Source organism: Luteipulveratus mongoliensis (assembly GCF_001190945.1).
In the GTDB taxonomy this organism is placed as follows: domain Bacteria; phylum Actinomycetota; class Actinomycetes; order Actinomycetales; family Dermatophilaceae; genus Luteipulveratus; species Luteipulveratus mongoliensis.
The window spans coordinates 3,874,812-3,888,088 of sequence record NZ_CP011112.1 but is presented as its reverse complement, the minus strand read 5'-3'; the positions used below and the strand labels follow the sequence as shown (position 1 = coordinate 3,888,088).

13 protein-coding genes are annotated in these 13,277 nt (G+C 68.5%); 5 read left to right on the top strand and 8 right to left on the bottom strand.

What is annotated here, in order from left to right:
* Nucleotides 1-134: 134 nt before the first annotated feature.
* From VV02_RS27365 to VV02_RS18430, 4 genes are read left to right on the top strand one after another with little or no spacing between them, the layout of a single operon-like run.
* Nucleotides 135-1,679 carry a fatty acid desaturase gene (locus tag VV02_RS27365; protein WP_052593874.1) on the top strand — a complete coding sequence of 515 codons (1,545 nt, stop codon included), beginning with the start codon at nt 135-137 and terminating at the stop codon, nt 1,677-1,679.
* A complete protein-coding gene (locus VV02_RS18440; protein ID WP_052593872.1) occupies nt 1,676-1,867 on the top strand; it encodes a ferredoxin in 192 nt (63 codons plus the stop codon). Before VV02_RS27365 ends, VV02_RS18440 begins: the two co-directional genes overlap by 4 nt.
* A gap of 2 nt (nt 1,868-1,869) precedes the next feature.
* The gene (locus VV02_RS18435; protein WP_052593871.1) at nt 1,870-3,066 is read left to right on the top strand and encodes an NAD(P)/FAD-dependent oxidoreductase; all 1,197 of its coding nucleotides are present in this window, start codon (nt 1,870-1,872) and stop codon (nt 3,064-3,066) included.
* 11 nt (nt 3,067-3,077) lie between these two features.
* Entirely contained in the window at nt 3,078-3,677 is a 600-nt protein-coding gene (locus tag VV02_RS18430; protein ID WP_218917520.1) for a TetR/AcrR family transcriptional regulator, read from the top strand.
* A gap of 3 nt (nt 3,678-3,680) precedes the next feature.
* Here VV02_RS18430 and VV02_RS18425 read toward each other — a convergent pair whose 3' ends face one another.
* The 7 genes from VV02_RS18425 to VV02_RS18395 form a co-directional block, all read right to left on the bottom strand.
* A complete protein-coding gene (locus VV02_RS18425; RefSeq protein WP_157063456.1) occupies nt 3,681-4,244 on the bottom strand; it encodes a hypothetical protein in 564 nt (187 codons plus the stop codon).
* Nucleotides 4,241-5,575 (bottom strand): DUF58 domain-containing protein, encoded by a 1,335-nt coding sequence (locus tag VV02_RS18420; RefSeq protein WP_052593865.1) that lies wholly within the window; start codon nt 5,573-5,575, stop codon nt 4,241-4,243. The genes VV02_RS18425 and VV02_RS18420 overlap by 4 nt, the downstream gene beginning before the upstream one ends.
* Nucleotides 5,575-6,561, bottom strand: a complete 987-nt coding sequence (locus tag VV02_RS18415; RefSeq protein WP_052593862.1) for an AAA family ATPase — start codon at nt 6,559-6,561, stop codon at nt 5,575-5,577. The genes VV02_RS18420 and VV02_RS18415 overlap by 1 nt, the downstream gene beginning before the upstream one ends.
* Nucleotides 6,558-7,085 (bottom strand): hypothetical protein, encoded by a 528-nt coding sequence (locus VV02_RS18410; protein ID WP_052593860.1) that lies wholly within the window; start codon nt 7,083-7,085, stop codon nt 6,558-6,560. The genes VV02_RS18415 and VV02_RS18410 overlap by 4 nt, the downstream gene beginning before the upstream one ends.
* On the bottom strand, nt 7,082-7,810 hold the full coding sequence (locus tag VV02_RS18405; RefSeq protein WP_052593858.1) for a DUF4129 domain-containing protein: 729 nt from the start codon (nt 7,808-7,810) through the stop codon (nt 7,082-7,084). Before VV02_RS18405 ends, VV02_RS18410 begins: the two co-directional genes overlap by 4 nt.
* 79 nt (nt 7,811-7,889) lie before the next feature.
* The gene (valS, locus tag VV02_RS18400) at nt 7,890-10,526 is read right to left on the bottom strand and encodes a valine--tRNA ligase (RefSeq protein WP_052597237.1); all 2,637 of its coding nucleotides are present in this window, start codon (nt 10,524-10,526) and stop codon (nt 7,890-7,892) included.
* Between the two features lie 33 nt (nt 10,527-10,559).
* Nucleotides 10,560-11,054, bottom strand: a complete 495-nt coding sequence (locus VV02_RS18395) for a type II toxin-antitoxin system RatA family toxin (RefSeq protein WP_052597234.1) — start codon at nt 11,052-11,054, stop codon at nt 10,560-10,562.
* A gap of 131 nt (nt 11,055-11,185) precedes the next feature.
* Between VV02_RS18395 and VV02_RS18390 the strand changes: the two genes are divergently transcribed.
* Nucleotides 11,186-11,875, top strand: coding sequence for a T6SS immunity protein Tdi1 domain-containing protein (locus VV02_RS18390; RefSeq protein ID WP_052593856.1), 690 nt, complete (start codon nt 11,186-11,188; stop codon nt 11,873-11,875).
* A 20-nt stretch (nt 11,876-11,895) separates the two neighbouring features.
* Here the strand turns inward: VV02_RS18390 and VV02_RS18385 are convergent, their stop codons facing one another.
* Nucleotides 11,896-13,242, bottom strand: a complete 1,347-nt coding sequence (locus VV02_RS18385; RefSeq protein WP_052593854.1) for an aspartate aminotransferase family protein — start codon at nt 13,240-13,242, stop codon at nt 11,896-11,898.
* Nucleotides 13,243-13,277: the final 35 nt, after the last annotated feature.

Genomic DNA, 13,277 nt, shown 5'->3' with positions numbered 1-13,277 from the left:
CGCATGCTGGACGCACCGTGGCCCGGAATTCCGGGGCAAAGTGGCGCCGGTCACATTGACATCCGCGAGCCTCTTGTCCAACGCGGTGTACAAACTCTACCTTTTTGTCTAATCGGCATGGAGGAGAGGACGTCATGGTCACCGCGACACCTGGCACGGGGACGATCCCGGAAGGCTCCACGGAGCAGTGGAAAGACAAGAAGCGCTACCTGTGGATGATCGGCCTCGTAATCCCGTCCCTGGCGATCGCCGTCATCATCGCCTACCTGTACCTCGGCTGGTCGTGGATGGTGTGGATCGGTCCGATCCTCATCCTGGGCATCGTTCCGGCGATCGACCTCGTCGTTGGACTGGACCAGGAGAACCCGCCTGACGACCTCATCGAGGCGCTGGAGAGGGACAAGTACTACCGGTGGATCACCTACCTCTACCTGCCGATCCAGTACCTCGGGCTCTGGGGTGCGATGGCCATCGTGGTGGGCATCAACCCGATCCACGCCATCACCGATGTGCTGCATCTGACCGACTGGCTGGGCGGGATGAGCTGGAGCAAGCCGCTGGTGGTCGACCACCTCGATCTGAGCCTGATCAGCAAGATCGGGCTGAGCATCTCGATCGGCGCTGTCGGTGGTATCGGCATCAACACCGCCCACGAGCTCGGTCACAAGAAGGAGGCCAACGAGCGCTGGTTGTCCAAGATCGCGTTGGCGCAGAGCTGCTACGGCCACTTCTACATCGAGCACAACCGCGGTCACCACGTGCGGGTGGCGACCCCTCCGGACCCTGCAAGCGCGCGCCTGGGTGAGAACTTCTACCAGTTCTGGCCGCGCACGGTCTCCGGCTCGCTGAAGAGTGCCTGGAACCTGGAGAAGAAGCGCTACGCGCGCAAGAACACCCACCCCTTCCACATCGGCAATGAGGTGCTGAACGCGTGGGTCATGTCGCTCGTGCTGTACCTGGGGCTGGTGGCGCTGGTTTGGAACGCTCCGCGGGCCGGCGGTTGGAACGGTTTCGCCATCACACCGTTCTTCCTCATCCAGGCCGTGATGGGTTTCTCGCTCCTGGAGGTCATCAACTACATGGAGCACTACGGCATGAAGCGCCAGCTGGTCGGTCAGGAGGGCCGTCAGCGCTACGAGCGGGTCAACCCCAGCCACAGCTGGAACTCCAACAACATCGCGACCAACGTGCTGCTCTACCACCTGCAGCGGCACAGCGATCACCACGCCAACCCGACTCGCCGGTACCAGGCGCTGCGCGACTACAAGGAGTCGCCGGTGCTGCCCACCGGTTACGCAGGAATGATCGTGCTGACGATCGTGCCGGCCATCTGGCGACGCGTGATGGACCAGCGCGTGCTGAACCACTTCGACGGTGACATCACGCTGGCCAACATCAGCCCACGCAAGCGCGACAAGTACCTGGCGAAGTATCCGGCTCCGGTGCACGAGCACGATGAGACGCTGGACGACGCGACTGCTCACGAGTTCGACAACGAGGTGCTGGTCGCGCGCTGCCCAGGCTGCTCGTACGTCTACGAGGTCGCGGCCGGTGACGAGCACGAGGGCTTCGCGGCCGGCACGGCCTGGAAGGACATTCCAGACTCCTGGTGCTGCCCGGACTGCGGCGTGCGTGAGAAGGTCGACTTCGTCCCTATCGAGAAGGTGGAGGTAGCGTGAAGATCGTCGCTGATCGCGATCGATGCGAAGGGCTCGGGATGTGCGAGGCCATGGCCGACCACTTCTTCGAGGTGGGTGAGGACGGCTTCGTCCACATCCTCGATGAGGAGCCGGCCGAGGAGTACCGCACCGAGCTCAGCGCGGCGGTCGACGCCTGCCCCGTCCTCGCGCTGACACTGCAGGGCTGACGATGGACCGCCTGGTGGTGGTCGGAGCCTCACTCGCCGGCCTGCGTGCCGTCGAAGCAGCTCGCAGGCAGGGCTACGGCGGCGCGATCACCCTGATCGGCGCGGAGGAGCATCTGCCCTACGACCGCCCGCAGCTGTCCAAGGCATTCCTCGGTATCGACGGCCCCGATGCGGTGACGCCCTACCGCACGGAGTCCGAGCTCGGCGGCGAGCTGGACGTCGAGCTGATGCTCGGCGCTCCGGCTGATCACCTGGACGCCGAGTCGCGCGTCGTGTCGGTCGCGGACCGGCAGGTGTCGTACGACGGCCTGGTCGTCGCGACGGGTGCCGCCTCCAGGGTGCTGCCGGGCTCTGCGCACCTGTCGGGAGTTCACTACCTGCGCACCGTGGACGATGCGCTCGCGCTGCGCACGGCGCTCCACGGCAGCCCACGGGTGGTCATCATCGGAGCCGGCTTCATCGGCTCGGAGATCGCCTCTGCGGCGCGCAAGCGGGACCTCGACGTCACGGTGGTCGAGGCGCTGGACCTGCCGCTGGTGCGGTCGATCGGCCCGGATGTCGGCGCCGCCTGCGCGGAGCTGCACCGCCGCAACGGAACGGCGTTGCGGCTGGGTGCCAGCACGGCTGGGTTCGAGAGCAGCGAAGGCCGAGTGACCGGCGTACGGCTCGAGGACGGCACCATCCTGCCCGCGGACCTGGTGGTCGTCGGGATCGGCGTGCGGCCCGTGACGGACTGGTTGGCCGGCAGCGGCGTACCACTGCACGCCGACGGCGGCATCATCTGCGATGCGACCCTGGCGACCGGCGTACCCGGCGTCTACGCGGCCGGCGACGTGGCGCACGTGGCCAACCCGCTCTTCGACGGTGACCTGATGCGACTCGAGCACTGGACCAACGCCGCGGAGCAGGGTGCGGCCGCCGCCCGACATCTGCTCGACCCAGGTGCAGCCAGTCCGTTGTCGTCTGTGCCGTACTTCTGGTCGGACTGGTACGACCACCGCATCCAGTTCGTCGGTACGCCTCGGGCCGACGATGTGGTCGTCACCCGCTCAGAGATCGACGGGTTCACCGCGCTGTACCGACGCCGCGATCAGCTGGTCGGTGCACTGACGATCAACCGCCCGCGGGACATCATGAAGCTGCGCCGACGCATCGTGCAGCGGTGTGCCTGGGACGACGCAGTCGCGAGCGCAGCATGAGCCTGCTTACGATGTGGCCCGTGACGGCGGATCTGGCGGGCGAGCGCATCGAGCAGAGCACGCGGCAGCGCATCATCGCGGCCGCGGCGCAGCTCACGACGGCGTCCGGCTGGTCCTCGGTGACGATGTCCCGACTGGCCGATGAGGTCGGCGTCAGCCGGCAGACGGTCTACAACGAGATCGGGTCCAAGCCCGCGCTCGCCGAGGCCCTGGTCCTCACCGAGCTCGGACGCTTCCTGTCCGCGGTGGAGGCCGCGTTCGACAGCCATCCGGACGACCTGGTCGACGCAATTCGTCAAGCGGCGCACGACGTACTCGTGCTCGCCGCGCACAACGAGCTGCTGCGCGCCGTGGTCTCGGCGACCCACGGCGCCGACACCGAGCTACTACCGCTGCTGACGACCCATTCCGAGTCGTTGCTCACGGTTGCCAAGCAGGTCGTGACCGAGCGGGTGATGCCCTACGAGGTGCCGTTCAACCGTGACCAGACCGAAGCCGCGATCGACGTCGTGGTGCGAGTCGTGCTGAGTCACGTCATGCAGCCCTCCGGGACCCCGGCGCACAGCGCTGACGCGATCGCGTGGGTGGCGGAGCGAGCGCTGCGCGACTGAGGCTCAGTCCTCGCTGGTGTTCGACTCCGCGTCACGGGTCGACACGGTGGCGTAGCGCGACAGCAGCACCAGACCGATCGTCAGCAGGGCCAGTCCCATGATCGACAGGGGCAGGCTGTGCCCCGGGCGGACTGCGAGGGTGAGCACGATGAGCGCCACCAGGGTGGTCAGGCTGAGGACGATCAGCACCCGGCGCCGCCAGATCGCGCGGATGACGGGTGGTACCGGTGCGATCTCGGGTCCCTCGGACGCCAGCGCCAGGAGCGCGTGGATCAGCAGGAGGCACCCGCTGGCAGGCAGCGCCCACCACGTCGTGACCGAGGGTGAGCCTACGAACCAGAGCCAGGCGCTGGTCACCAGGAAGATCGCGCCAATCGGTTGCTGGACGTCCAGAACGGTCAGCGCAAGCAGCAGGAGCCAGATCACCGACCAGAGGAACGACGGGTCGCCGGCCGTCACCGTGATCCACCAGAAGAGCAGCGCGACCACGATCACGGCGAGGGCAAGCCGCAGGCGGTCGGCGTGCATGTTGCGGATCCGCTCCGAGAGCGTCTCGAGGAATCTCATCGCACGACCGACCGGTGCGCCGGCCTGCGGGAGATCTGTCGGAGCACCAGGTCCAGCGAGCCCGGACCACGCCACGGGACCACAGGTACGCCGCGCTCCTGCAGGCGCGCGACCTCCAGCTCGCGCTCGAGCCGTCGGATGCGCCATGCGGTCGCGGTCAACGGGTCGTCCGTGCCAGCGATCTCGACGTCCGGGGGCAGGCAGTCGACGACGACCACGGTGAGTCCGCGCTGGGCCAGGTGAGCGACCTGCTCGGCCGCGTCGCGCGTGATCAGGGGGCTCAGCATGATGACCAGCGCACCGGCGCCGGTGCGGACCCGGGCGAACATGACGCGGGACTTGCCAAAACCGGTGTCAGGCCGGACCTCGGCAAGCGAGTCGCTGATCCGCCGGAGCTGACGTGCGCCCATCCCCGCGGGGACCCGGATGGGCCGTTGCATCCCGAACACGTGCAGCCCGACCCGCTCGCCGCGTGCCAGGAAGTGTGCGGCGAGCGCGGACGCCGAACGGACGCTGAGGTCCAGCGAGCTCTCCCGGCCGTCGATCCCTTCGCTGACGCCAACATCCAAGATCGCATCGACCAGCAGCATGACCTCGGTGTCCTGCTCGGCGTACGACGTCCGCACGTGCAGCTGACCGGTGCGTGCCGACACCGGCCAGTGGATACGTCGGAGCCGGTCACCGGTCTGGAACGGGCGGATATCGGCGAACTCCGAGCCGTCGCCCGGTCGCCGGCTGCGGTTGGGCCCGACCAGGCCGAGGGGATGCGGCGCAGCCGCCGCAACGGTGAAGTACTCCTCGCGTGGTGCCGTGTGAGTGAGGACGCCCCCTTGAGGGACCGGGCCGTAGCGGAACGCCGCCCAGGGCGAGATGACGGTGATGGTGCCGTTGCCGACTGTGCGGCGGCCCCAGCGCTGTGCCTGCCAGGTGATCGTCGGGGCCGCGCAACCATCGACCACCGGGGCGACGGCGATGCCCAGATCCGGCTCGGTCACGACGTGATGGGCGGGCTCGAGCACCGCGACGACCTGCTCTGCGTCGTCGGCGTTCTCCACCCGGACATCCCACGCGGAGACCTCGCCCTCGCGCAGCCAGGTGCGCCGGATCGAGCTCTGCAGAACCGGGTTGCGTCGCGGCCGGACCGCGATGGACCAGGCGGTGATGATGATGAACGGCATCGCCAGGATCAACAGGTCGGGCCGCCGCATCAGCACGGCACCGAGGCCGCAGCCGCCTGCCATCACCCCGCCCTGGACGAACGGCACGGTCATCACCCAGCGCCCGGTGTCAGGCGCACCGGGCGGCGGACGTTCGCCGGACCGCTGGCCCATCAGTCCGACGGCCCGCTCGTGGCGGGGACGGGCACGGAGTCGAGCAGGGATCGTACGACCGAGCTGGGTGTGTGGTCGGTCATCCACAGCTCGGGCTTCAGACTGACCCGGTGCGCCAGGACCGACACCCCGACGGACTTCACGTCCTCGGGGATCACGAAGTCGCGACCCTTGATGACGGCGCGGGCGCGCGCCACGAGCATCAGCGCCAGGGAGCCGCGCGGCGAGGCGCCGATCTGGACGTGCGCGTGCTGGCGTGTCGCCTGGGCGAGGTGTACGCAGTACTGGCTCACGGTGGCCTCGACGTCGACCTGCTCGATCGCGGACTGAGCCGCGACCAGTCCGCTGGCATCGGTCACGGGCGACAGGACGACCTCCTCCTGCTTGCGGGCTGTGCGCCGCCGGAGCACCTCGTGCTCTTCGGACTCGGTGGGGTAGCCGAAGGACACCCGGGTCAGGAAGCGGTCGAGCTGAGCCTCGGGGAGAGGGTAAGTCCCTTCGTACTCAACGGGATTCGCGGTCGCGATGACGTGGAAGGGCTGAGGCAGCCGGAACGTGTTGCCCTCGATCGTGACCTGCCGCTCCTGCATGGCTTCGAGCAGCGCGGCCTGCGTCTTGGGCGGCGTCCGGTTGATCTCGTCGGCGAGGAGGAGGCCGGTGAACAGTGGCCCCTCTCGGAAGCTGAACTCCGAGCGCGCCTGATCGAAGATGAACGACCCAGTGAGGTCAGCAGGTAGCAGGTCCGGGGTGAACTGGGCCCGGGTGAAGTCGAGACCGAGAGTCTGCGCCAGGGATCGTGCCGCGAGGGTCTTGCCCAGACCGGGCAGGTCCTCGAGCAGCACATGGCCGCCGGCCAGCACGGTCGCGAGGACGAGCTCGAGCGCAGTGCGCTTGCCGACGACGACCTGCTCGACGTTGTCCAGCACCTTCTCGGCCAGATGAGTGGTCTCGGAGATGCTCAGGGGCGGGGTGGTGGGCGTACTCACAGGGCCTCGATTCGGGACAGCAGGTCGTTGAGCTCGTGGTCGTCAAGCTGTGGTGCCGGCACGCTCAGGAGGTAGGCGGCCAGGTGCGGGTCCTGGCCCGGTCCGAGACGGCGTACGACATCGACGGCCGTCTCGTCCCCAGTCGTGGAGTGCTGCGCACGCAGCCGTCCTGCTGTGACGTCCAGCAGGATCGTCTGCAGCTGAGTCGGAGCGCTGCTGGGCGCCTGGTCCGGACGCGGCGGAGGATCCGTGGTCTGGTTCACCACGCGCCGGAGCGCACCCATCCGGCCGTCCGCGGGCGGCTTGCGGACCAGACCCGGAGGCTCGGTCTGCCATGCGGGCGCCTCGAGCGCAGGCACGTGGTCGGCGATGAACCATGACAAGGCGGCGACAGCGGCGGCGGCGGCGAGCGTGCCGATCCAGTCGGGGTCCATGAGCAGCCACTCCATGATCAACGACAGCACCACCCAGAGCACCAGGACGACGAGCGTGCGCCTGGCCCAGGTCAGGTCCCGCAGCGTCATGACTGGATCCCCGTCTCGATGCTGCGATGGAGCCGATCCAAGTCGTGCCGAGCCTCAGTGCGGTGGTTCTCGGTGACGGTGTGCCGGGAGAAGCGGGCCTCGCGATAGAGCTCGGCGAGGTTGCGCAGCGCGCGGTGGTCGACCTCCAGCTCGTCCAGCACGCGAATGGTGAGCTCGGCCGAGGTCTCGCTCGGTCGGCGTACGACCCCGGCCTCGGCGACCGCACCCTCGAGGCGAACCCAGCAGGCGATGATCGCGTTGGCCGGCGGACCCTCGGCCAACACCGCGCGTTGTGCGGCCGCGTCCGCGGTGACGGCATCCGCGATCGCGGGCGGCAGCGGCACCAGAGCGCTGCGGCGCCGCTTCGTGCGTCCTCGCCAGCCGTCCCGGAGCGCTCTGGCGACGGCGAAGAGGAGATAGCCGACGAGCGCGAGAATGGCGCAGATGATGAGCGCACCGACGATGCCGAACAGGGCGCTCGTCGTTCTCGCAGCAGCCCCGGACCCTCCGGTCTGCGTGGGGAAGGTAGGGACACTCGATGAAGAGTTCGCAACGGTGCGGGTCGGCTGGTCCCAGTCCCGCTGAGGAGAGTGCGCGAACGGCGCGCCGGACGTGACCGCGTACATCAGCACGACGACGCCGAGCGCAGTGACCGCGGTGACAACACCGGCGCGGCTGCTGGTCAGCTGCGCCAGGTCGGCACGACGATCCTGCCCCCCAGACATGGGGCGCACGTTACGTGACAGCCCGATGGTTCGGGCTCGTCCTACTTGTCCTTGTCGAACTTGTGATCTGGCCCGAGCCTCAGGCCTTCGGCGGTGGCGGCACCAGCTCGACGTCGGCGACCGTGATGGTCTCGCCGTCGGCGTACGACAGCCCCGTCACCTTGCCGGCTGCCCGTAGGTCACCCTCGGAGGCACGCACGTGGTCCAGCGCCGCGGCCGGACCGGTCAGCGTCATCGCGGTCACCTCGGCGCGCATGCCCAACTTGGCGTCCGACTTGGCCTTGCGGACGCCGGCCAGGGCCGTCCCGACGGCCGCGAGCGCTGACGGGTCGCCACCTGTGGGCACCTCGTCGGCGGTCGGCCATGTGGTGCGGTGGACGGAGCCCTCCTGCCACCAGGACCAGACCTCTTCGGTGGAGTAGGGCAGGAACGGTGCGAGCAGCCGCAGCTGAACGCCCAGAGCGATCCGGAGTGCGGCTCGTGCGCTGGCGGCGGCCACGTCACCCTGCCCGCCGTAGGCCCGGTCCTTCACGAGCTCGACGTAGTCGTCGCAGAACGTCCAGAAGAACGACTCGGTCAGCTCCAGCGAGCGGGTGTACTCCCAGCTCTCGAAGCCCTTGGTGGCACCCTCGACGACCTCGCGGAGGCCGGCCAGCATCGACTGGTCGAGCGGATGGGTCACCTGCGTGGCCAGGTCGCCCTCGACCTCACCGAAGGACAGCGCGAACTTGCTGGCGTTGAGCAGCTTCATGGCCAACCGGCGGCCGACCTTCATCTGGCTCTCGTCGTAGGCCGCGTCGGAGCCGAGTCGCCCGGCCAGTGCCCAGTAGCGCACGGCGTCGGCACTGTGCTGACGCAGCACGTCCTCGGGCGTCACCGCGTTGCCCTTGGACTTGCTCATCTTCTTGCGGTCCGGGTCGAGGATCCAGCCGTTGATGGCGGCGCTGGTCCACGGCACACTGCCCTGCTCGTAGTGCGCTCGCACGACCGAGGCGAACAGCCAGGTCCGGATGATGTCGTGCCCCTGCGGGCGCATGTCCATCGGGAAGATCTTGGCGAACAGCTCTTCGTCGTTGCGGTCGCCGGCGTTGCTGGTGACCGGCCACCCGGAGACGATCTGCGGCGACAACGAGGACGTCGCCCAGGTGTCCATGATGTCCGGGTCGGCGACGAATCCGCCTGGCACGCCTCGCTGCTCGGCTGTGTAACCCTCGGGCACGTCGCTCGCCGGGTCGACCGGCAAAGCGCTCTCGGGCGCGAAGATGGGGCGCTCGTGGTCGGTCTCACCGTCGGCGTCCAGTGGGTACCAGACCGGGAAGGGCACGCCGAAGAACCGCTGCCGGCTGATCAGCCAGTCGCCGTTGAGGCCACTGATCCAGTTGGCGTAGCGGCTGCGCATGAACGCCGGGTGGAACTCGATCTCCTCACCGCGGGCAATGAGCGCAGCACGGAGTTCTGCGCTGCGGCCACCGTTGCGGATGTACCACTGCCGGCTGGTGACGATCTCCAGCGGCTTGTCACCCTTCTCGAAGAAGTTGGCCTTGCGCTGGGTCTTGACCGGCTCACCGATCAGGTCACCCGACTCGCGCAGAGCGGCCACGACGGCCTCACGCGCGGTGTGCACGGTCTTGGTCGCGAGCTGCTCGGCGTAGAGCGACTCACCCGGACCTCCGGCGACCCACTCGGGCGTCTCGGCCTGGATGCGGCCGTTGCGGGTGATGACCGAACGGATCGGCAGCTGCAGCTCGCGCCACCAGATCACGTCGGTGAGGTCACCGAACGTGCAGCACATCGCGATGCCCGCGCCCTTGTCGGGCTCGGCCAGCTGGTGGGCCACCACCGGGATCTCGACCCCGAACAGAGGTGAGGTGACCGTCGTACCGAACAGGGCGGCGTACCGCTCGTCGTCGGGGTGGGCGATGAGGGCGACGGCGGCGGGGATGAGCTCGGGACGAGTGGTCTCGATCTCCACGGTGCCGCCGTCAGGCTTGTGGAAGCTGACCTTGTGGAAGGCACCGGGGTAGTCGCGCGCCTCGAGCTCGGCCTGCGCCACCGCGGACTGGAACGTGACGTCCCACAGCCCGGGCGCCTCGGCCTGGTACGCCTCGCCGCGCTCCACGTTGCGCAGGAACGCCTGCTGGGCCACCGCTCGGGACCGTTCGTCGATCGTGCGGTAGGTCTGGTCCCAGTCGACCGAGACTCCGAGTCGACGGAACAGTGACTCGAAGGTCTTCTCGTCCTCCACCGTGAGCTCTTCGCACAGCGGGATGAAGTTGGCGCGGCTGACGGGCACCTGGTCAGCGGCCTTGACCGACTTTCCCTCGGCGCCCTTCAGCGGCGGGGTGAAGTCCGGGTCGTAGGGCGTGCCGTGGTCACCGCGCACGCCGTAGTAGTTCTGCACGCGCCGCTCGGTCGGCAGGCCGTTGTCGTCCCAGCCGAGCGGGTAGTAGACCTCTTTGCCCTGCATCCGCTGGTAGCGCGCCATGCAGTCGGTGTGGGTGTAGCCGAACACGTGCCCGACGTGCAGCGAACCGGATGCGGTCGGCGGGGGAGTGTCGATCGAGAAGACCTGCTCTCGTGGCAGGCTCAGCGCGCGCGCACGGTCGAACGCGTAGGTCTTCTGCTCGGTCCATACGGCACCCCAGCGGTCCTCAAGTCCATCGACGGTGGGCTTGTCCGGGACCCGCGCATTGCGCGGCTCAGGTGCGTCAGTCATGCCGGACATCGTCCCAGATCGTCAGGGCTGTCCTCACCCGGGTTTCGGCGCGCTCCCGCCGGTCGCAGCCTGGACGACATCGGGCCTGGTGCAGGCCACGGCGAACGCGGCGATGCGACGGTCGATGTCGCGCTGCAGGACCCGACGGCCGATGGCCTCCGCCACCGGCCGCAGGAGGTCCGGTCGGCAGGTGAACGTGTACTTCCAGGTCGCTCGGGTGCTGCCGTCCTCGAGCTCCTCGAACCGCCACCCACCGCCGAAGGTGCGGAAGAACCACGGTCCCTCGACCATCGTCATGCCGACGGACCTCGGCGGTCGGTACGACACGTACTGGCTGACCATGCGCAGGCCGTGCCGCGAGCGGGTGAGGGTACGGACGCCCTTGCCCGGCTTGACCGCATCGTCGAGCAGCTCCTGGTGATGGATGAACGGGTCCCAGCGGAGGCGTACGGCACCAGTGGTCTGCGACACCGCGAAGGCGGTGGCCGGCGGTACCGCGACGATGACCTGAGCCTGAATCTGGGGCATCTGCACACGGTAGGCCGGGTTGTGGGGTATAGGCGCGGCGTCGCCACACCGGCCGTGGAGATGGCGTACCCGGGCGCGTCGAGTAACGTCGGGGCAAGACAGGTATGGCCGAGCTCCCTCTAGGAGGAACGATGAGCGAGCAGTACGGCGGTTACGCGCCGCAGGCAGCGCATCCCGGAGGCGGGCAGCCCGAGGGCGCTCCGTCGTCGTACGGCCAGCAGTGGGGCCAGCAGGCGCCCGCGCCGACCGCACTCCAGGGCTTTGTGACGGCGCTTCCGCCCGACGCCGATGTGGCACGACCGAGCCAGGAGTTCTTGTCCTACGCCGAGGGTCGTGTCCCCGGGGCGCTGATCGGCCTCTGGCGTGACCGCGGCATCGGCTTCTACGGCGAGCAGCGGGTCGCGATCGTCGACCCCGGTCAGTGGATCGGTGTGCTGCAGACCTGGCTCGGGTCAGGTGTGCGGTCGGTACCAGTCGCCGTCACCAGCTTCGGGCACATCTACCACTACGACAAGGCGGACGGGCAGGACCGGATCCAGTGCCTCGACCCGCACTTCCAGAGCAACACTGTCGTCACCCGTGACGTCAACGAGTTCTTCAACGGCCACCTCGCCGGTGGCACGTCGCACGTGGCCGACCTCGAGGGTCCGCGCGGTGGGGCTCGCCAAAAGCTCGGTCCGCTGGCTGAGGGCGAGATCTACTACTTCAACCCGATGCTCGCCCTTGGTGGCACGGTCAGCCCGGACTCGCTCGCCAAGGGCAACGGTGTCGAGCACCTGCGCCAGATTCACCAGATGGTGGGTCAGGCACACCGCGGCTGAGGTTCAGCTGCAGCCTGAACTCACGAGCAGAACGTGTCGGCGGTGCTCAAGGCCTCGTCGAGGATGGCGAGCCCTTCCTTGGCCTCCGCCGGCGTGATGGTGCAGGGCGGCACGACGTGGGTGCGGTTGAAGTGCACGAACGGGAACAGCCCGCCGTCCTTGCACGCCTTCGCGAACGCACCCATCGGTGCCGCGTCCGCCCCGGACGCGTTGTACGGCACCAGCGGCTCGCGGGTCTGCTTGTCCTTGACCAGCTCGAGCGCCCAGAACGCGCCGAGCCCGCGCACCTCGCCGACCGACGGGTGCTTGTCCGCCAGCTCGGCCAGCCCAGGCGCGAAGACGTCGGTGGCCAGCGACCGGACGCCGTCCAGCACGTTCTCCTCGACGAAGATGTCCATCGAGGCGATACCGGTCGCGCAGGCGAGCGGGTGCCCTGAGTAGGTCAGCCCGCCAGGGAACGGTCGGGTCGCGAACGTCGCCGCGATCTCGTCGGAGATGACCACGCCACCGAGCGGGACGTAGCCGGAGTTGATGCCCTTGGCGAAGGTGATCAGGTCGGGCTCGACACCCCAGTGGTCCACCGCGAACCACTCGCCGCAGCGCCCGAACCCACTCATCACCTCATCGGCGATCATCACGATGCCGTGCTCGTTGCACAGCTCACGAACGCCGGCCAGGTAGCCGTCCGTCGGCACAAGGATGCCGTTGGTGCCGACGACCGTCTCGAGCACGATCGCGGCGATGGTCTGTGGTCCCTCAAAGGCGATCAGGTCGCGCAGGTGCTGCAGCGCTCGCTCGGTCTCCTGCTCGGGCGAGTCGGAGTGGAAGGCGCTGCGGTAGGGGTAGGGGCCCCAGTAGCGGACCGTCGAACCGACACCCGGCTCGTTGGGCCAGCGGCGCGGGTCGCCGGTGAGCGCGATCGCCCCGGCCGTCGCGCCGTGATAGCTGCGGTAGGCGGCCATGACCTTCTGGCGTCCGGTGTGCAGCCGCGCGAGCCGGACGGCGTTCTCGTTGGCCTCGGCGCCGCCGTTGGTGAAGAACACCTTGTTGAGCGCAGCTGGTGCGACCTCCGAGATGCGACGGGCGAGCTCGCTGCGGGCTGCGTTGGCGATCGGTGGCGCGACGGTGCACAGGATCTCGGCCTGCCGCTTGATCGCCTCGACCATCGTGGGGTGCTGATGACCCAGGTTGAGGTTGACCAGCTGCGAGCTGAAGTCGAGGTAGCGCTTGCCGTCGTAGTCCCAGAAGTACGAGCCCGCCGCCTTCTCGATCGCGATCGGGTTGCGGTTCGCCTGGGCTGACCAGGAGTGGAAGACGTGCGCATCGTCGAGGTCGACAACCTGCTCGCCTGAGAGTGATTCGCTCATGATGTCCTCCTACGGCCCTGTGCCAGTGCCGGATC

Excerpts from the sequence above, each read along its gene's own strand:
- VV02_RS27365 (WP_052593874.1), top strand. The coding sequence starts at position 135 with ATGGTCACCGCGACACCTGGCACGGGGACGATCCCGGAAGGCTCCACG.
- VV02_RS18435 (WP_052593871.1), top strand. The coding sequence starts at position 1,870 with ATGGACCGCCTGGTGGTGGTCGGAGCCTCACTCGCCGGCCTGCGTGCC.
- VV02_RS18430 (WP_218917520.1), top strand. The coding sequence starts at position 3,078 with ATGTGGCCCGTGACGGCGGATCTGGCGGGCGAGCGCATCGAGCAGAGC.
- VV02_RS18425 (WP_157063456.1), bottom strand. The coding sequence starts at position 4,244 with ATGAGATTCCTCGAGACGCTCTCGGAGCGGATCCGCAACATGCACGCC.
- VV02_RS18420 (WP_052593865.1), bottom strand. The coding sequence starts at position 5,575 with ATGGGCCAGCGGTCCGGCGAACGTCCGCCGCCCGGTGCGCCTGACACC.
- VV02_RS18410 (WP_052593860.1), bottom strand. The coding sequence starts at position 7,085 with ATGACGCTGCGGGACCTGACCTGGGCCAGGCGCACGCTCGTCGTCCTG.
- VV02_RS18405 (WP_052593858.1), bottom strand. The coding sequence starts at position 7,810 with ATGTCTGGGGGGCAGGATCGTCGTGCCGACCTGGCGCAGCTGACCAGC.
- valS (WP_052597237.1), bottom strand. The coding sequence starts at position 10,526 with ATGACTGACGCACCTGAGCCGCGCAATGCGCGGGTCCCGGACAAGCCC.
- VV02_RS18395 (WP_052597234.1), bottom strand. The coding sequence starts at position 11,054 with ATGCCCCAGATTCAGGCTCAGGTCATCGTCGCGGTACCGCCGGCCACC.
- VV02_RS18390 (WP_052593856.1), top strand. The coding sequence starts at position 11,186 with ATGAGCGAGCAGTACGGCGGTTACGCGCCGCAGGCAGCGCATCCCGGA.
- VV02_RS18385 (WP_052593854.1), bottom strand. The coding sequence starts at position 13,242 with ATGAGCGAATCACTCTCAGGCGAGCAGGTTGTCGACCTCGACGATGCG.